The 17,205-nt window shown below is 71.6% G+C and carries 14 protein-coding genes and 1 pseudogene; 4 read left to right on the top strand and 11 right to left on the bottom strand.

The genetic code is table 11. The features are described 5' to 3' along the window. From J7E87_RS09145 to J7E87_RS09105, 9 genes are all read right to left on the bottom strand, one after another. Positions 1 to 372 (bottom strand): hypothetical protein (locus J7E87_RS09145; RefSeq protein ID WP_215091898.1); only part of this gene is annotated, 372 nt, incomplete at its 3' end. A gap of 301 nt (positions 373 to 673) precedes the next feature. Next, on the bottom strand, positions 674 to 1,801 hold the full coding sequence (locus J7E87_RS09140; RefSeq protein ID WP_251017178.1) for a HAMP domain-containing sensor histidine kinase: 1,128 nt from the start codon (positions 1,799 to 1,801) through the stop codon (positions 674 to 676). Further along, positions 1,798 to 2,535 (bottom strand): response regulator transcription factor, encoded by a 738-nt coding sequence (locus J7E87_RS09135; RefSeq protein ID WP_215091897.1) that lies wholly within the window; start codon positions 2,533 to 2,535, stop codon positions 1,798 to 1,800. Before J7E87_RS09135 ends, J7E87_RS09140 begins: the two co-directional genes overlap by 4 nt. A 91-nt stretch (positions 2,536 to 2,626) precedes the next feature. After that, the gene (locus J7E87_RS09130) at positions 2,627 to 3,310 is read right to left on the bottom strand and encodes a spermidine synthase (protein WP_215091895.1); all 684 of its coding nucleotides are present in this window, start codon (positions 3,308 to 3,310) and stop codon (positions 2,627 to 2,629) included. Positions 3,311 to 3,425: 115 nt separating this feature from the next. Next, on the bottom strand, positions 3,426 to 4,010 hold the full coding sequence (locus tag J7E87_RS09125; protein WP_215091915.1) for a hypothetical protein: 585 nt from the start codon (positions 4,008 to 4,010) through the stop codon (positions 3,426 to 3,428). Positions 4,011 to 4,048: 38 nt separating this feature from the next. After that, the gene (locus tag J7E87_RS09120; RefSeq protein ID WP_215091888.1) at positions 4,049 to 5,425 is read right to left on the bottom strand and encodes a hypothetical protein; all 1,377 of its coding nucleotides are present in this window, start codon (positions 5,423 to 5,425) and stop codon (positions 4,049 to 4,051) included. Next, positions 5,422 to 6,192, bottom strand: coding sequence for an ABC transporter ATP-binding protein (locus J7E87_RS09115; RefSeq protein WP_215091886.1), 771 nt, complete (start codon positions 6,190 to 6,192; stop codon positions 5,422 to 5,424). The genes J7E87_RS09120 and J7E87_RS09115 overlap by 4 nt, the downstream gene beginning before the upstream one ends. Beyond that, positions 6,189 to 7,106, bottom strand: coding sequence for a zf-HC2 domain-containing protein (locus J7E87_RS09110; RefSeq protein WP_215091884.1), 918 nt, complete (start codon positions 7,104 to 7,106; stop codon positions 6,189 to 6,191). The genes J7E87_RS09115 and J7E87_RS09110 overlap by 4 nt, the downstream gene beginning before the upstream one ends. Next, a complete protein-coding gene (locus tag J7E87_RS09105) occupies positions 7,103 to 7,687 on the bottom strand; it encodes an RNA polymerase sigma factor (protein ID WP_215091882.1) in 585 nt (194 codons plus the stop codon). Before J7E87_RS09105 ends, J7E87_RS09110 begins: the two co-directional genes overlap by 4 nt. Before the next feature lie 373 nt (positions 7,688 to 8,060). Here J7E87_RS09105 and J7E87_RS09100 point away from each other — a divergent pair, with 373 nt between their 5' ends. Together J7E87_RS09100 and lon are read left to right on the top strand one after the other, a co-directional pair. After that, the gene (locus J7E87_RS09100) at positions 8,061 to 8,744 is read left to right on the top strand and encodes a rhomboid-like protein (RefSeq protein WP_215091880.1); all 684 of its coding nucleotides are present in this window, start codon (positions 8,061 to 8,063) and stop codon (positions 8,742 to 8,744) included. Between the two features lie 127 nt (positions 8,745 to 8,871). After that, positions 8,872 to 11,293, top strand: a pseudogene (gene lon, locus J7E87_RS09095) (endopeptidase La). A gap of 65 nt (positions 11,294 to 11,358) precedes the next feature. On the opposite strand, the gene J7E87_RS09090 reads toward lon, so the two are convergent. Together J7E87_RS09090 and J7E87_RS09085 are read right to left on the bottom strand one after the other, a co-directional pair. Continuing rightward, positions 11,359 to 12,246, bottom strand: a complete 888-nt coding sequence (locus J7E87_RS09090) for a serine protease (RefSeq protein WP_215091878.1) — start codon at positions 12,244 to 12,246, stop codon at positions 11,359 to 11,361. A gap of 26 nt (positions 12,247 to 12,272) precedes the next feature. After that, on the bottom strand, positions 12,273 to 13,283 hold the full coding sequence (locus J7E87_RS09085; protein ID WP_215091876.1) for a helix-turn-helix domain-containing protein: 1,011 nt from the start codon (positions 13,281 to 13,283) through the stop codon (positions 12,273 to 12,275). Positions 13,284 to 13,433: 150 nt separating this feature from the next. Between J7E87_RS09085 and J7E87_RS09080 the strand changes: the two genes are divergently transcribed. Both J7E87_RS09080 and J7E87_RS09075 read left to right on the top strand, forming a co-directional pair. Continuing rightward, positions 13,434 to 16,274 (top strand): M4 family metallopeptidase, encoded by a 2,841-nt coding sequence (locus J7E87_RS09080; RefSeq protein ID WP_215091874.1) that lies wholly within the window; start codon positions 13,434 to 13,436, stop codon positions 16,272 to 16,274. A gap of 99 nt (positions 16,275 to 16,373) precedes the next feature. After that, a complete protein-coding gene (locus tag J7E87_RS09075; protein WP_215091872.1) occupies positions 16,374 to 17,198 on the top strand; it encodes a pentapeptide repeat-containing protein in 825 nt (274 codons plus the stop codon). The last annotated feature ends 7 nt before the right edge of the window (positions 17,199 to 17,205 follow it).

Genomic DNA, 17,205 nt, shown 5'->3' with positions numbered 1-17,205 from the left:
GGCCTGCTGGGGCGCCGCGGGTGCGGCCGGTGCGGCAGAGCCGTCCGGCTTGCTCGCGGACGGCGCGGGAGCGCTGGGGGCGGCCGGGGCCGCGGCGGTGGCACCCGCAGCCCCCGCGGCTGCGACGCCGGACTGCGCGGCGGGGGTTTCACTCACCGGCTTCGCCCCTGCGGCGGCAGCAACCGCGCCGCCCGGCTTGTAGTCGGCGAAGAAGTCCCACCAGGCACGGTCGACCGAATTGGGGTCCTGGAGGTACTGCTGGTAGATCTCGTCGACGAGCCACTCATTGGGACCGAACGCGGCGGCAGGGTTCTTGCCCTGCCGGCCTTGGTCGGTCGAGATGCTCGAGTTACTGGGGGACTGAGACGACACGGCGGTAACCGCCCTCTTCCGCTTCACAAGGTGATGGACAGCGGAAATAAAGGCTACGCCTCCCTGGCCGAGAGATGCAGGCGGGGCCGGTCATCGTCGCGCAAGTCACACCTGAAGGCGGGTTTCGGGGCAGGAAATGGCGGGAAACAAGCGAGGTTCCGCTTCTGCGCCTGCAACCCCGGGTACGCCACACCGCGGCCGCAGCCCGGTTCGGCTCGTGCCCTCGACGGTGTATGGCCTTCTTCAGTCCGCGTCCTCACTACGTACACGCAGAATGCGCGCTTCCGGTTCGAACCCTACGTCAACCGCGTGCCGAGGGGATCCCCGGAAGGGTGACCTGGATCCGGCAGCCCCGGGACGATTCGGCCACCCCGATGCGCCCGCCGTGCAGATCGACCGCCCAGCGCGCGATGGCCAGGCCCAGGCCGGTGCCGCCGTCGCTGCCCTTGCCGTGCGGGGACGGGACGCTGCCCCGGTTGAAGCGTTCGAAGACCCGGTGCCGCTCCGGCTCCGGGATGCCCGGGCCCTCGTCCAGCACTTCCAGGTCGAGGGACTCCGGCTGCGGGCCGCGGCGGGCACGCACCGTCACACGGCCGTGCGGCGGGGAGTGCTTGACCGCGTTGTCGATCAGGTTGGCGACCACCTGGTGCAGTCGCTCGGCGTCCGCGTGGGCGGTCAGCTCCGGCGGGGACACATCGAGGTGCAGATGAACGTCGGTACGGGTGTGGTGGCCGGAGCCGGAGGTCAGACCGCGCTGGACCGCGGCCAGATTGGCCTCCTTCAGCACCCCGGAGAGGTACGGCCACACCTCGAAGCGGCGGGCTCTGAGCGGTACGACGCCGTTGTCGAGCCGGGACAGGTCGAGCAGCGTCTCGACCAGGCGGCCCAGGCGTTCCGTCTGCTTGAGCGCCGTGCGCATCGTCTCCGGGTCGGCGGCGGAGACCCCGTCGACGACGTTCTCCAGCACGGCGCGCAGCGCGGCGATCGGGGTGCGCAGCTCGTGCGAGACATTGGCGACCAGCTCCTTGCGGTGCTGGTCCACGGCCTCCAGGTCGTCGGCCATGCGGTTGATGGTGGAGGCGAGGTCGCCGAGTTCGTCACGGCGGTCGGCGCCGCGCACTCTGCGGGTGTAGTCGCCGTGAGATATGCCCTTGGCCACGGTGTTCATCTCGTCCAGCGGCGCCGTCAGGCCGTGCGCCACGAACTGGGTGATCAGCAAGGTCGCGATCACCGAGAAGACGGTGATGAAGCGGACCTCGGTCTGGGTGCGCAGGGCGACCAGCAGCAGGCCAGTGGTGATGAAGACCGAGACGACGACCAGCGTCCCGAGCTTGGTCTTGATCGAGATCGCGATGGAGGCGGACCGCGGCTGGTTCCGGCTCCGCCGGCCGCCGCGGCCGGGCAGCCGGTCCCAGCGCCGCCGTCTCATGGAGCCGGCGTCTCCAGTGCGTAGCCGACGCCGTGGACGGTGCGGATGCGCTCGGCACCGATCTTCCGGCGCAGGGCCTTGATGTGGCTGTCGACGGTGCGCGTGCCGGACGCGTCGGCCCAGTCCCACACCTCGGCGAGCAGCTGCTCGCGGGAGAGGACGGCGCGCGGGGTGTTCGCCAGGCAGACCAGCAGGTCGAACTCGGTCGGTGTGAGATGTACGTCCTCGCCGCGCACCCGGACCCGGCGCTGGGCGTGGTCAACCTCCAGCTCGCCGAGGCGCAGGATTCCGCTGCGGGGAGTGACCGCGGCGAGGGCCGCACGCTCCACGCGGCGCAGCAGCACATGCACCCGGGCAGCAAGCTCGCGCATCGAGAACGGCTTGGTCATGTAGTCGTCGGCGCCCACGCCGAGACCGACGAGCATGTCGGTCTCGTCGTCGCGCGCTGTGAGCATCAGCACAGGGACTGGACGCTGCGCCTGGACGCGACGGCAGACCTCGAGGCCGTCGAAGCCCGGGAGCATCACGTCGAGCACCATCAGATCGGGCTGCCATGCCTCGGCGGCGTCGACGGCGGCCGGGCCGTCCAACGCCGTCTGGACCAGAAAGCCTTCCGCCCGCAGGCGGGCGGCGATGGCGTCGACGATCGTCGAGTCGTCCTCGACGACCAGCACCCGGCGCTGCGCGCCGGGTGTGGCCGCAACGCCGTTGTGCGTGGTGTGTGTCTGCTCCATCGCCCCGCCCCTGTACGCGTTCTTGCGAGCTGCATGCCGGTGTAGATCCCGTGTGTAGGTCAGCAGCGTAAAGGCAGTGACGGCATCCCGGCTACGCAGGGCGAACAGCGAGGTGGACGACGTCGGGTACGCCTCGGGCAACACGGATCTCTTCGGTTGTTACCCCGGTGAATCCGGCATTCCGCAACGCATCCTCAAATGCCGGGGAGGGCTGGGCGGACCACACGGCGAGGATCCCGCCGGGCTCCAACCGCCCCTGGCAGGCGGCGAGTCCGGCCGCCGAGTAGAGGTTTTCGTTGTCGTCGGTGACGGTCCAGTCGGGTCCGTTGTCGATGTCCAGGCAGAGAGCGTCGTAGCGGTCCGTGGTCGTGCGCAGATACGCGATGAGGTCCGTGTGCAGGATCACGCTGCGGGGGTCGGCGAGCGCGTCGCCGGAGATCTGTCCGAGGGGGCCGGTGCGGTGCCAGTCGATGATCGCCTGCTCGCGCTCGACGACGGCGATACGCCCCCAACGGGGGTTGGCGGCGGCGCGGGCGAGGGAGAAGCCGACGCCGAGTCCGCCGATGAGGAGGGTGGGGCCGGTCTTTCCGGCGGCTGCGAGAGCTTCGTACGCGGTGTCGATCAGCAGCCGCTCGGAGCGGCCGTCGGAGGTGTCCATGAGGAAGCACCCATTGGCGATGATCTCGTGGTGCGCGCCGCGCTGCCTGAGCACGACCTCCCCGTGGGGCCCCTCCCGCCGGTCGAGGGTGACGGGTCCGTCGACATGAAGCGTCATGGCGGGTGACCTCCGGGTGGCCGGTAGGGAACGGACGCGTGTCGGTGGTCATCGTGGCGCGGTGGGGCGGGCGGGACAAATGGTTTCCGGGCCGGTGAGTTCGGTTCCCGGCGGGCTACGGCCCCTCGCGGCGGGACCCGCGCCATGCGTACAGCGCCGCTCCTGCGACATAGGCCGCTCCCGCCGTCGCCCACGCCGCGGGCTGCTGGCCCGGTTGCATGGGCCAGGCCCACACCGCGGCCCATCCGCCGTGGACGCCGGGCGCACCGAGGTAGATCGCGCTGAGGTACGCGAACGTCGGCAGCCAGCTCAGCCGCGCGCCGATCAGCGCCGCCGAGGCCGTGGCGATGCCCACCGCCCCCAGGGTGTTTCGCACCATCGCCGGCGCACCGAACTCCGTCGTGTGCCCGAGCACCGCGAGCGAGAGGGAGGCCGCCGCGAGCGCGGTGAGTGCCAGCAAATGGGCCAGCCGCCGGGGCCACCAGGGGCGCACGGCCGTCCGGTCCAGCTCGTCGGCGTACTGGTGGAAGCTGGTGCTGATCACGGCGGAGGCGAGCAGTGGTGCGAGCGCCACCACCGGTACGCGCCGCTTCGGGTCGAGATACGCGTCCAGTCCGTATGCGGCCCAGACGGCGAGACCGGCTGTTGCGGCGAGTACGGCGAGGGCGACGGGGATGCCGCGGGACCGGGCGTACAGCATGCGGCCGGTCGGGGCGGCGGCCTCGCCGTCTGAGCCGGTCACAGTGTGGGCACCTTGCTCGGGTCGCAGCTGTCGACGGTCGCGAAGTAGCCTGTGAGCCAGTCGCGACGGCCCTCGTCACTCATGGACGTCAGATGAGCGAGAGCCTTCTTGTCGGCCTTGATACGGGCGAGCTCCTTCTCGTCGCCCCCCTTCCGGGCCTGCCGCTCGGAGTGCTCGTCCATGTCCTCCCGTACGGGGTTGGGGCTCAGCCAGTCCGTCACGGTGTTGTCGACCCGGTGCGCGCGTTCGTCGTTTCCGCGGGCCTCGCACTGGACTGAAATGCCTGTCAGCGCGGCGGCGGCCTCCCACGCGTACTGCTGCGGATTGATCAGTTCACCGCGTACGACGTACCAGCCGAGCGGAGTCAGTATGGGCAGCTGGGCCTCGTCCGGCTTCGGCTCCCCGGGCAGGTCCTCGAACCGGACCGGCAGGTTCTCGACGCCTTCGAGCCGGCCCGTGACGTCGGAGAGAGCCGCAGAGACTTTCGGCAGCAGGCCCCTGTACATCGCGTTCACACAGATGTTGGGCCTCAGGGACGTGTCGCACACCTGCCGCTCGAAGAGCGGGTCGTCGCGCCACATGGCGTCGCCCGTCTGTGCGACAAGCATTGCGGCGGCGGTCGCGGCGGCGAGCGGCAGCAACGCGGTGTACCGGCGCCGGGCGGCGTACGCGAGGACCGCGGCCACGGCCAGACCGCCCGTCCACGCCGTCATCGCGAGCGGCTGCCACCACACCGGAAGCGACAGGCTCATGGACTCCGCGGCGACCGGGCTGAGATGCCGGACTCCGGATGTCTGGTACGTGGGGACGGCGAGGGCGACATACGCGCAGCCGGCCAGTACGGGCGGGGCCGGCCGCCATGCCACGAGCCGTCCGACGACGTGGCCCACGAGCGTGAACGCCACCAGGAACGCCGCGTCCGCCGGCAGCGCGGAGAGGACCGGGCGGCCTGCCGACGCATACGGCCAGGTGGCCAGGAGCGCCCCCACAGCTGTGGACACGTACCCCGCGGACACCCACGCCGCCACCGGCAGCGACGCCACCAGGAACTGCGCGAGCGGGCCACGGGCGGCCGTCGCCCGCAGCTCCGCGGTATGCCGCCGGCGCTCCCTGCCGCCCTGCCAGCAGCCTGCGGCGGCGGCCAGCGGCCCTCCGAGCAGCGCGCTCAGGATATGCAGCTCGGACTGGGTTTCTCCCCAACTACCCTGCCACTGAGCAGACTTGGATCCCATGGCCACCATGAGCGTGAACAGGACGGCGACCCCGGCCCACGGTGCGAAACTGTGCAACAGTTCGGTGCACAGCGGGTGTCCGGCGCGTGCGGGGAAGGGGCTACGGGTGGGGGAGGGACGTTTCAGGGTGGTCGTGTTCACCGGCCCGCTCCCGCGAGCGCGCGGTGGGCGCGCAGAGCTGCGGTGTAGCCGCGTTCGATCGCGTTGCCGGCGCTCTCCTCCAGGGAGTCCTCGCCCAGCGCCGTCAGTTCCGCGGTGGTGCCCCGGTAGGCCACCCGGCCGGACTCGATCAGGGTCACCTCCGCGCAAGCGGCCGCCACGTCTTCGACCAGGTGGGTGGAGACGATCACTGTGGAAGCAGTGCCCAGTTCCATGAGCAGTGCTCTGAATTCGACTCGCTGCTCCGGGTCGAGACCGGCCGTCGGCTCGTCGAGCAGCAGCAGATCCGGCTCGTTCACGATGGCCTGCGCGATGCCGACCCGGCGCACCATCCCGCCCGACAGCGTCTTCACCTTGGCGTCGATGCGGTCCGCGAGACCCACCCGCTCGACCGCCCGCTCCACCGCACCGGGGACCGACTCCGCCGCCATTTCCTTCAGCCACGCCACGTACGAGATGAACTCCCGGACCGTGAATCCCGGGTAGTAGCCGAACTCCTGCGGCAGATAGCCCAGCCGCCGCCGCACCTCCGCCCGCTCCCGGTGCCCCGACACATCGCGGCCGAGCAGCTCCACCCGGCCTTCCGCCGGTGCGGCCACCGTGGCCAGGACGCGGATCAGCGAGGTTTTACCGGCGCCGTTCGGGCCCAGCAGACCGTGTACGCCGGTGCCGAAGCCGAGGGCGACCGCGTCGAGCGCGACCGTCCTGCGGTGGCGGACCGTCAGCCCGGTGACCTCTACGGTGCTCACATCTTCTCCAGATGGTCGAAGGACGAACGGCGTACGGCGAGCAGCCCCGCGCACAGCACGGCAGCCGCGGCCCAGCCGCCCTGCAAGGCGGGCCCCGAGACGTAACGCTCGAGCTGGCCCGCCAGGTCCCGCGGCAGTGTGGCCAGTACGGGCGCCACGACGACGCCCAGCCAGCCGCAGGCCAGGCCCGCGGCGGCGGCCGCGCAGCCCACGTACGAGCCGAGCGCCAGTGCCGCCAGCGTCAGGGCGAGACCCGGCAGCAGCCAGGCCGCCGCACCCGGCACATCCGCCGCAGCGGGCAGCAGCGCGCCGGCCGTCGTCAGCAGCGGGACGCTGACCGCCAGCACGGCCGCGGTCCGGGTCAGCAACAGCCGCAGTCCGCCGGACGGGGTCGCCGCGGCGACCTCGTGCAGCGGATCCGCGTGGCGCCCGTACGAGAGCCCCACCCCGGCGAGCGGCAGCACCGGCGCCACCGCGAGCAGCAGCGGGCGGGCGCCGCCGAAGTGCGCGCCGTACGCGAGGATGAGCGCACCGGCGGTCACCAGGAGCAGCGCCATCAGCCAGGCGCCTCGCAACGCGGGCCCTGCGGCCCACACCATGCGAGCCGGCAACCCCGGCCACGCCCGAGGAGCCCAGCCCGTGCCCGCAGGCTCCCGCGCCCCGGCCACCCGCGTGCGCCCGCCCCACCGCACTCCGGTGCGTGACGCCGCCGGTGCCGTCGCGCTCGACAGCACCGCCGCCCGGACAACCGCCAGTACCGGGCCCGCCGTGCCCGCCCGCACAGCCGCCGAGACCCGGGTCGCGCACGGTCCGCACGATTCGACGTGCTTCTCCAGAGACCAGGCGTCCGGCTCGGCGGCCGAGCCAGACGCGTACTGTGCCGCCAGCTGCCCACTCACATGCCACGTGTTCACGCCGTGCCTCCCAACGCATTTGTGTCGGGCGCCAGTTGAGCCAGCGCGGCACGCAGCTCGCGGCGGGCACGCAACGCCCGGGTCTTGACCGTGCCCTCCGGTATGCCAAGCAGCCGCGCGGTCTCGCGTGTCGTCAGCCCGTCGATGACGGTGGCGCGCAGTACCTCCCGCAGCTCCGGCGAGATCCGGTCGAGTGCGGCGCCCACGTCCCCGTACTCCAGACCGGCCAGCACCCTCTCCTCCGCGGAGGGCGTGGCCGTGGCGGGCTCGTGGAGGACCCGGTCCGCGCGGGCTTCGCGGGCCCGTGCCCGCTGCGCGTCGACCAGCCGCCGCGCGGCGATCACCCACAGCCAGCCGCCGGCCTCGCCGCTGCGGTGCGAGGCGGCGGACCGCCACGCCGTGACGAAGGTGTCCTGGAGCACTTCTCGTACCGTCTCCGGGTCCGCGCAGCGGCGCGTCAGACGGGCGTGCAGCCAGCCGGCGTGCCGGTCGTAGAGCGCGGCCAGCGCTTCCGTGTCCCCGCGCGCGACGGCACGCAGCAGCACCGCGTCGTCGTCCTGGTCTCCCCCCGTGGGGCGCATCAGTCTCACGCCCTCTCTATCGCTCGCGGGTGCGCTGCCGGTTCACGGCCGATTCACAGGTGGCCCACTGCCCGCTCGCCAGGACCCGACGTGTTCGCGACGCACGGAAACCTGTGAAGGTTGCCCCGTGTGGCGCACGTCATAGACGGGTGTGATGGTGATCGCGTTGGGTGGGGTCTGTTCGGGGGCTTGACGAAGGGAGCCTCACCCGGTGCATCGGCCGTCGACACGCGACCCGGCCACGGGCCAGGAACTGCTGAACGCCGTCCCGACCCAGCGGACACCACCCGCACCGGTCGTCACGGCTCGCGTCACGGCTCCCGTCCCGCCGGCTCCCGTCGCACCAGCTGTCGTGCCAGGCGTCGCACCGGCCGTGACGTCCACAGCGGCGCCCGCCCCGCCCGTGGGTCTCCCGGTCTGGCGGCGCGCGCTCCAGCTGCTGCCCACGCCCACCGGGACACCGTTCACCTTCTGCTACGTCCTCGTTCTGATCGCCACCTCGCTCTTCGTGCAGCACGGCGACCCGGACACCGTCTCCACGCTGCTCCGCAGCTCCAGCACCGATGTTGCCCATCTGATGGACAGGCCGCTGCTCGTTCTCGGCGCCAGCGCGCTGTGGGTCGCGGGCGACCCGCTCGGCCCGTACGCCATCGCCTTCTTCTTCACTCTCACCGCGCTCGAGCGCCGCATCGGAGGCTGGCGCACCGCCGGCGTCTTCCTGGCCGGGCATGTCGGGGCGACGCTGGCCACCGAAATCCCGGTCGGGGTCTCGGTGGTGGCCGGACATCTGCCCGCCACCTCGCTGCACCGCCTCGACTACGGCATCAGCTTCGGCCTGATGGCGAGCATCGGCGCCCTTGCCGGGCTGTTCGGCCCGTTGCTGCGCGCGACGCTGCTCGGCTTCGTCTCCTTGATGCTCCTCCAGGACCTGCTCGCCTTCGCGGACCCGCTCACCAACTGGGGCCATCCGCTTGCCCTGCTGGCCGGCATCGCCTGCTGGCCCGCGGTGCGCCGCTGGGCGCGGTGGCGGAACGGGTTCGCGCTCCGCGACCGCTGAGCCTCCTCGTGCACCCCCTGACCAGGCACGAAAGCCGATCGCTGACAGCGAACACTCTCCTGGGAACATCTCCGCGGCGCTGTGCATTGAGTCCATACAGCTCAACTTGACTGCCTAAGGGGAGATCATGGCTTCGACGTCCACACCGCTCACCCTGCCTGTGCTGCCGCTCGACGACGAGGTCGTGCTGCCCGGAATGGTGGTGCCGCTCGACCTGTCGGACACCGACGTACGGGCCGCGGTGGAGGCCGCCCAGGCTGCCGCGCCTTCCAGCGGTGCAAGCAAGCCGACCGTGCTGCTTGTTCCGCGTGTCGATGGTGCGTACGCCGCCACCGGCGTGCTCGGAACTGTCGAGCAGGTCGGCCGGCTCTCCGACGGAGACCCCGGCGCGCTCATCCGCGGCCGCGGCCGTGTGAAGATCGGCGCCGGCACCACGGGCCCGGGCCGCGCGCTCTGGGTCGAGGGTTCGCGCGTCGAGGAGAGCGCGCCCGACCCGCTGCCCGGCTCGGTCACCGAGCTGGTCAAGGAGTACAAGGCGCTCGCCACCGACTGGCTGAAGAAGCGCGGCGCATGGCAGGTCGTCGACCGCGTCCAGCAGATCGACGACATCTCGCAGCTGGCCGACAACTCCGGCTACTCCCCCTTCCTGACCACCGCCCAGAAGATCGAACTGCTGGAGACCGCCGACCCGGTGGCCCGTCTCAAGCTCGCCACCGAGCAGCTGCGTGAGCACCTCGCCGAGCAGGACGTCGCCGAGTCCATCGCCAAGGACGTCCAGGAGGGCGTCGACAAGCAGCAGCGCGAGTTCCTGCTGCGCCGCCAGCTCGAAGCCGTACGCAAGGAGCTGCGCGAGCTCAACGGCGGGGCCACCGACGCCGCGGACGAGTCCGACGACTACCGGACCCGCGTCGAGGCCGCAGACCTGCCCGAGAAGGTGCGCGAGGCAGCGCTCAAGGAGGTCGAGAAGCTGGAGCGGTCGAGCGACCAGAGCCCCGAGGGCTCCTGGATCCGCACCTGGCTCGACACCGTCCTCGAACTGCCCTGGAACGAACGAACTGATGACAGCGCGGCCGGGCACGACATCCAGGGCGCCAAGGCGATCCTGGACGCCGAGCACTCCGGCCTGCAGGACGTGAAGGAACGGATCACCGAATACCTGGCGGTGCGCAAGCGCCGCGCCGACCGTGGGCTCGGCGTCGTCGGCGGACGGCGCGGGGGCGCGGTCCTGGCGCTCGTCGGCCCGCCAGGCGTCGGCAAGACCTCGCTCGGAGAGTCCGTCGCGCACGCGATGGGACGGAAGTTCGTCCGGGTCGCGCTCGGCGGCGTACGGGACGAGGCGGAGATCCGCGGACACCGGCGTACGTACGTGGGTGCTCTCCCCGGCCGCATCGTGCGGGCGATCAAGGAGGCCGGTTCGATGAACCCGGTCGTCCTGCTCGACGAGATCGACAAGGTCGGCTCGGACTTCCGGGGCGACCCGGCGGCCGCGCTGCTCGAAGTCCTCGACCCGGCGCAGAACCACACCTTCCGCGACCACTACCTGGAGGTCGAACTCGACCTGTCCGACGTGGTGTTCCTCGCCACGGCGAACGTCCTGGAGTCCATCCCGGAGGCCCTGCTCGACCGCATGGAGCTGGTCAGGCTGGACGGCTACACCGAGGACGAGAAGGTCGTCATCGCCCGGGACCACCTGCTGCCCGCGCCAGCTGGAGCGGGCGGGCCTCGAGCCCGGCGAAGTCGTTCTGGAGGACTCGGCGCTGCGCAAGCTCGCGGGTGAGTACACCCGGGAGGCGGGCGTCCGTAACCTCGAGCGGTCGGTGGCCCGGCTGCTGCGCAAGGTGGCGGCCCAGCACGAACTGGGCGAGCGAGAGCTGCCGTTCACGGTCGGCGCCGAGCAGCTGCGCGGCCTGGTCGGACGGCCGCACCACGTCCCCGAGTCCGCGCAGGACCCGGCCGAGCGCCGGACGGCCGTGCCCGGCGTGGCCACCGGCCTCGCGGTCACCGGCGCGGGCGGCGACGTCCTGTTCGTCGAGGCGTCGCTGGCCGACCCGGAGACGGGCGCGGCGGGACTGACCCTCACCGGTCAGCTCGGCGACGTGATGAAGGAGTCCGCGCAGATCGCCCTCTCCTTCCTCCGCTCGCACGGGGCCGAACTGGAACTTCCGGTCGCCGACCTGAAGGACCGGGGCGTGCACATCCACTTCCCGGCGGGCGCGGTGCCCAAGGACGGGCCGAGCGCGGGCATCACGATGACGACGGCGCTCGCGTCGCTGCTGAGCGGCCGTCAGGTCCGTACGGACGTCGCCATGACCGGCGAGGTCTCGCTGACCGGCCGTGTCCTGCCAATCGGCGGGCTGAAGCAGAAGCTGCTGGCCGCGCACCGGGCGGGCATCTCGACGGTCGTGATCCCCAAGCGGAACGAGGCGGACCTGGACGACGTCCCGGCGGAGATCCTCGACAAGCTTCAGGTGCACCCGGTGACGGATGTCCGCCAGGTGCTGGAGATCGCGCTCTCCCCGGCACAGGTTGCGGTGGCCGCCGCGGCCTGAGCGGGGTGAGCTGTGGGCCCGGCGGTGCTACGGCACCGCCGGGCCTTCGCGTTGTCCCGGCGGTGCTACGGCACCGCCGGGCCTTCGCGTTGTCCGGCCGCGGCCTCGTCGTACAGCGCGCGGGCACGGTCGTCGAAGAGCGCGGCCGTCGACTCGCTGTCCGTGTCGCCGCCGCTCAGCACGCCGATGAGCCTGCCCTGGTGCCTGGCGTCCCGGTAGTCGGCGAGCCAGGGCCCGCCGCTGGTGCCTTCCCAGAAGCCCGCGCACTCCATGAGCAGCGTCTGCGGCAGATCCGGGTCGGGGCGGGTGTCGGTGGTGCAGGCGACGGGGCGGTTGGTGGGGTTGTGGGCCCGGTTCGGATACCCGACGACAGTGACGCGGCGGTCGGGCGGTGAGGCCCAGTCGGGGGTGGCGGCGCCGACGGCCTGCTGCACCTGACGGCCCTTCGCGTCCGGCTTCAGGACGAGGAAGGCGTAGTCGGCGGCGTCCGCGTCGTCGTCGCCCTCCGTCCAGCGCTTGTCGAGGTGGATGGCGCCGACCTTCCAGCGTCCGTACGGATACGTTCCCTTGCCCCTGCCCGAGAATCCGGGCGCGAACTCCAGGTCGCCCGGCAGGTAGGCGTCCGCGCTGCCCGAGTCCTGGATGCAGTGCGCGGCGGTGGCTATGACATTGCCCTTGGGGCTGGCCACGACGCTCGCGGTGCAGAAGTGCTCGCCGTCCGGATCGATCAGCACCCCGACGGAAGAGGCTCCGCCGAAGGCGGTCGCGGAGGTCCGCGGCGCGGGGGCGACGGCCCGCGCCCCGGCCGACCGGTCCGCCGCGGTGGCCTTGGGCGAGGTGGCGGAAGAGGCGGGTGCGGCGCACGCGGTCGCGGCGGTCAGCACGGCCACGGCGGGCCATATCAGCCCTCTGATCGTGCCGTTGGTTCTGCTCGTACGGCTGTGCCACTTCATCCGGACATCCTGCCCGCTCGTGGCTCTCAGTCCAGCCAGCCCCGCAATGTCGCCTGCGCCCCCGCCTGGAACCGCGTCTCAGCGCCCAGTGTCTCCAGCAGGCGGCTGATCCTGCGGCGGGCCGTGTGGACATGGACGCCCATGCGGCGGGCGATCGCCTCGTCCTTGAGGCCCGCCGCCAGCAGGCCGAGCAATTCCTTCTGGGCGTACGGCAGCGCCGCGCACGCCCCGGCCGAACCGCCCAGCGGCGTGGCACGGTCCCAGACCGTCTCGAACAGCGGCACCAGCGCGTTGCGCAGCAGCGAGTCGCCGATCACCAGCGCCGAGGCCGTCGGGTCCGTCGCGTCGGTCGGCGGGAGCAGGGTGATCCGGCGGTCCACCGCGATCAGTTTGGTGGGGACGGCCGTCGCCACCCGCGCCCGAAGGCCCCGTTCGACGAGGCAGCTCACCGAGCGCATCCGGCCGGGGCGGGCGAGCCCGTCCCGGTCCAGGACGGTCCGCACCTCCACGCCCCGGTCGAGGAGCGCCTCGATGCCGAGGCCGGGCTGCGTGGCGCTGCCGTCCCGCGGCCCCTTCACATACGGCGGGCGGTCCAGGATCGCCACCTCCCGTTCGGCCGACGCCAGCAGATACTCCGCCCGTTCGCTGATCGCCCGGTGGCCCGTCACCACCTCGATACCGCCCTCGGGCGCGCTTGGTGACCCGGACATCAGCCGGCCCGCCAGCTGGTCCGCGGCCATTCGTAGTCGTTCCAACTCTGCGGACCGTAAGTGCAGTTCGGCCTGGCGGCGATGGATGAGCGTACGGATCGCGGCTGCCGGTGCGGCCGGATGCGGCAGCCCGTCGCCGTCTCCGTCCGCGGGCAGTGCGAGCCCGTGCTCGACCAGATGGCCGAGCGCCCGGTCCAGCCGGTCCCGCGGCAGCCCCAGCACCCGTGCCAACTCCTCGGCCCCGGCGGCCCGTTCCTTGAGCAGTGCCTCGTAAGCGCGCTCCTCGGCCTCCCCCAGGCCGAGGGTGTGCAGTTCCCCCTCGCTCATGCGTCGGATTCTCACTCTGCCTTCACCAGGCACACAAGTGGGCATGTCCACTTGTCAACGCGCTGGCCACATTGATCGGTTGGGGTCCCACCGGTTGCATGGCCATGACCACCTTTACGGCTTGACCAGCACGTGGGAGGGGTACGAACTGTGCGCAAGGCCAGGACAAGCACACAGAGACCGGGCATATCCAGGGGGACCGGTCTCGCCGCACTGCTCGGAGCAGCCGGGCTGCTGCTCACCGCGGTACCGGCACAGGCGGTCACCCCGCCGGCCGCCGCACCGCCCGCCGATGTCATACCGGGGGCCGAGACGGCCACGCCGTCCCTCGTCGACGGAATCCGGGAGGCGGCGGACGCCAAGGCCAGCCCCGCGGACGCGGCCCTCGGCCATCTCGACGCCAAGGACAGCCGCTACCGGATCGCCGAACCACGGCGCGATCTCGCGCCGCTGCGGACCGTCAGAAATGGCGCAAAAGAGGTCGTGAGGCTTCAGCAGAAGCACCACGGCATCCCGGTGTTCGGCGGCCAGTACGTCGTACGCATGGAGTCCAAGGGCGGCGAGCGCGTCGTCACGGGCACCTCCGGCAAGTACTTCACCGGCCTGAAGACCGGTACGAAGGCGACGTTGAGCAAGGAGACGGCGGTGCGCCGCGCGGTCGCCGCGACCGCGGCGCGCCTCGGCGGCAAGACGCTGAGCAAGGGCGACGCCGTACGCGGCAAGGGGGCCAGGTCCGCGAAGGCGGCCGCGCTCACCGGCGCCGTCGGCGGCCTCGTGGTGATCCCGCGCGGCGAGGGCGTACTCGCGTACCACGTGACCGTACGCGGCACGAACCCCACCACCGGCGAACCGGTGCTGCGCCAGGTCTACATCGACGCCCGCGCCGGCTTCCCGGTGCTGCAGTTCAGCGGCATCAAGACGCTGACCGCGCAGAAGGCGGCCGCGTCCGCCGCCGCGCACAGGACCGCGCCTGGGTCCGCCCGGGCGGCCGACGCCGACCCCGCCGCCGGCCTCAAGGGCACCGGCGTCAAGCTGGACGGCGCCAAGGTCGACCTCGACGTCCAGCTCGACACCGCCCGCGACCAGTACATGCTGATCGACCAGTCGCGGATGGGAGGCACCAGCAAGAACACCCTCACCACCTGGGACGCACGGGACCGCGACGTCAGCGAGGTCTCCGGCATCTGGCCGAGCGGGCTGAAGGAATTCAGCCACCCGGCCAAGGAGTTCGGAAAGGACGCCACCGAGTCCGGCGCGGTCGACGCCCACTGGGCGGCCGGCAAGGTCTACGACTACTTCAAGACGAACCACGCCCGCGACAGCCTCGACGGCCGCGGCATGACCGTCAACTCCCTGGTCGGAGTCACCTTCTTCGGCGGTCCGTACGTCAACGCCTTCTGGGACGGCCAGAAGATGGTCTACGGCAGCGGCGACGAGGACTACAAGCCCCTCTCCGCGGACCTCGACGTGGTGGGCCACGAGATGACCCACGGCGTCGTGGAGAACACCGCCAACCTCGTCTACGCCGGCCAGTCCGGCGCCCTCAACGAGGCACTCGCCGATTACTTCGGCAACGCGATCGACACCGGCGTCTCCGGCGCATCCATGGACGACCCGGACGCCGGTCTGATCGGCGAGGATCTCTGCCGTACGACGAAGCCGCGCGACTGCGCCCTGCGCAACCTCAACGACGGCGCGTCCACCTCGAAGAACTTCCTCGGCGTGGCCTTCGGCACCGACAACGGCGGCGTGCACCTCAACTCCACCATCTTCTCCGGCGCGCTGTGGGACCTGCGCCAGGACGTGGGCGGGGAACTCGCCGACCGCATCGTGTACAAGGCGCTGGCCGAGTACATGACGCCGCTCGACGGCTTCACCGACGGCCGCAACGCGGTGCTCGCGGCGGCCAAGGACCTCGGCGTCACCGCGAAGCAGCTCGCCGTGGTGAAGCGCTCGTTCAACGCCCACGGCATCGTCGACGGCTGGGAGGACGCGCTCGGCGTCGACTCCGACCAGCTGCTCGGCAAGATCAACACGAGCGGCACCGGGGTCCAGGCGGGCGGCGGCTGGTGGACCGTGTCGCAGTCCAACGACGACGGCTCGGAGCCGTACTCCGTGTACGCGGGCCGCACGGACGGCAAGGGCGCCCCGAAGCTGATCAGCCCCAACGACGGCCGCTACCACGTCTACCCGGCGACCGACGGCAAGACGGTCGTCTGGGCGGCGTACGGCACAACCAGCCTGGACATCCTCTCCCGGCCGCTCGCCGGCGGTCCGGTCAAGAAGCTCTACACCTCGACCACGAACGTCGGCGGGCTGCGCGTGGAGAACGGCGTCGTCGTCTTCGAGAGCATCGGCATCTTCGGCGACCGGCACGTGGCCCATCTGCGCCCCGGCGACCGTGAGCCCACCTTCGTGGACGGCGGCGGCTTCGACACTCTCACCGCCCTCCCGGCGATCAAGAACGGGAAACTCGTCTACGCCAAGCTGTATCCGACCCCCGAGGAGTACAAGCTGGGGGTCGAGGTCTACGACCTCAAGACCGGCAAGGCCACCCTCGCCGAGCAGCTCGGTGAGCCGCAGAGCCTCGGCCAGAGCGGGATCAACTCGACGCACATCTTCTGGCTGGTGGACGAGAATCTGAACGACCAGGGCCAGATGGGCGTGCACCGCTCGGGCCTGGACGGCACCGGCACGGTGGACATCAGCCCGGAGGCCAAGCCGAACGCGCTGCTGCCCTTCGACCTGACGGCCTCCGAGGAAGCGGTCACCGTGAGCAGCGCGCTGCCCGACACGGCGCTTCGCAACGAGTCGCTGCCCAAGCTGTGGCAGCTGACGACGGACGGATCGCGCCGGGAGCGGGTCTCCTGCAACCGCGGCGAGCAGATCTCCCCGGCCGCGGTCGTCGGCCGGCAGGTGGTCTGGATCGACGGCACGACAGGCTGGACCGACCTGGTCACCCGCGAACGGCCGGCCGGCCTGTGCGGCTGACCCACCCGCGGTGATCTCCAGGTAGGAGACGGACCCCCGGCGCCCCGTGCGCCGGGGGTTCGGGGGCTGCGGGTCCGTCTCCCGGGGGGACACAGCACAATGGTCGGCGTGAACGACCAAAGCGACGACCAGGCTCTGCGGGCGGACTGCGGGAGCTGCTTCGGTCTGTGCTGCGTGGCACTGCCCTTCTCCGCATCCGCGGACTTCGCGGTCGACAAGGACGCCGGAAAGCCCTGCTCCAACCTGCGGACGGACTTCCGCTGCGGCATTCACACGCGGCTGCGGCAGAGCGGCTTTCCCGGCTGCACGGTGTACGACTGCTTCGGCGCCGGGCAGAAGGTCTCCCAGGTCACTTTCGGCGGCACGGACTGGCGGCAGGCCCCGGAAACCGCGTCGCAGATGTTCGCGGTGTTCCGCGTCGTACGACAGCTCCATGAGCTGCTCCGGTATCTGACCGAGGCGCTCGCCCTGCGCCCGGCCCGCCCGCTGCACGGCGAGCTGCGAAGGCTGCTCGATGAGACCGAGCGCCTGACCGGACTCGCCCCGGAGTCCCTCGAGAAGCTGGACGTGGCCACGCACCGGCAGGACGTCAACGTGCTGTTGCTCCATGCGAGCGAGCTCGTACGGGCAGAAGCGGGGCGGAAGAGGAAGAACCGCAGGGGAGCCGACCTCGTCGGCGCGCGGCTCATGGGGGCGGACCTCAGGGGCGCCGATCTGCGCGGCGCGTATCTCATCGCGGCCGATCTCACCGGCGCCGATCTGCGTCTCGCCGACCTCATCGGGGCCGACCTCAGGGACGCGAATCTCGCGGGCGCGGATCTGACCGGCAGCATCTTCCTGACCCAGCCGCAGCTGAACGCGGCCAAGGGCGACCTGTCCACCAGGCTGCCTCCTGGGCTGACCCGCCCCGCGCACTGGTCGTGACCAGCGG

Origin of the sequence: Streptomyces sp. ISL-1 (genome assembly GCF_018614585.1) — a bacterium.
GTDB classification, from domain to species: Bacteria; Actinomycetota; Actinomycetes; order Streptomycetales; family Streptomycetaceae; genus Streptomyces; species Streptomyces maoxianensis.
This window is presented reverse-complemented; position numbering and strand designations above follow the sequence as displayed.

Coding starts and splice junctions, on each gene's coding strand:
- J7E87_RS09140 (WP_251017178.1), bottom strand. CDS start 1,801: ATGAGACGGCGGCGCTGGGACCGGCTGCCCGGCCGCGGCGGCCGGCGG.
- J7E87_RS09135 (WP_215091897.1), bottom strand. CDS start 2,535: ATGGAGCAGACACACACCACGCACAACGGCGTTGCGGCCACACCCGGC.
- J7E87_RS09130 (WP_215091895.1), bottom strand. CDS start 3,310: ATGACGCTTCATGTCGACGGACCCGTCACCCTCGACCGGCGGGAGGGG.
- J7E87_RS09125 (WP_215091915.1), bottom strand. CDS start 4,010: ATGCTGTACGCCCGGTCCCGCGGCATCCCCGTCGCCCTCGCCGTACTC.
- J7E87_RS09105 (WP_215091882.1), bottom strand. CDS start 7,687: ATGCGCCCCACGGGGGGAGACCAGGACGACGACGCGGTGCTGCTGCGT.
- J7E87_RS09090 (WP_215091878.1), bottom strand. CDS start 12,246: ATGAAGTGGCACAGCCGTACGAGCAGAACCAACGGCACGATCAGAGGG.
- J7E87_RS09085 (WP_215091876.1), bottom strand. CDS start 13,283: ATGAGCGAGGGGGAACTGCACACCCTCGGCCTGGGGGAGGCCGAGGAG.
- J7E87_RS09075 (WP_215091872.1), top strand. CDS start 16,374: ATGGTCGGCGTGAACGACCAAAGCGACGACCAGGCTCTGCGGGCGGAC.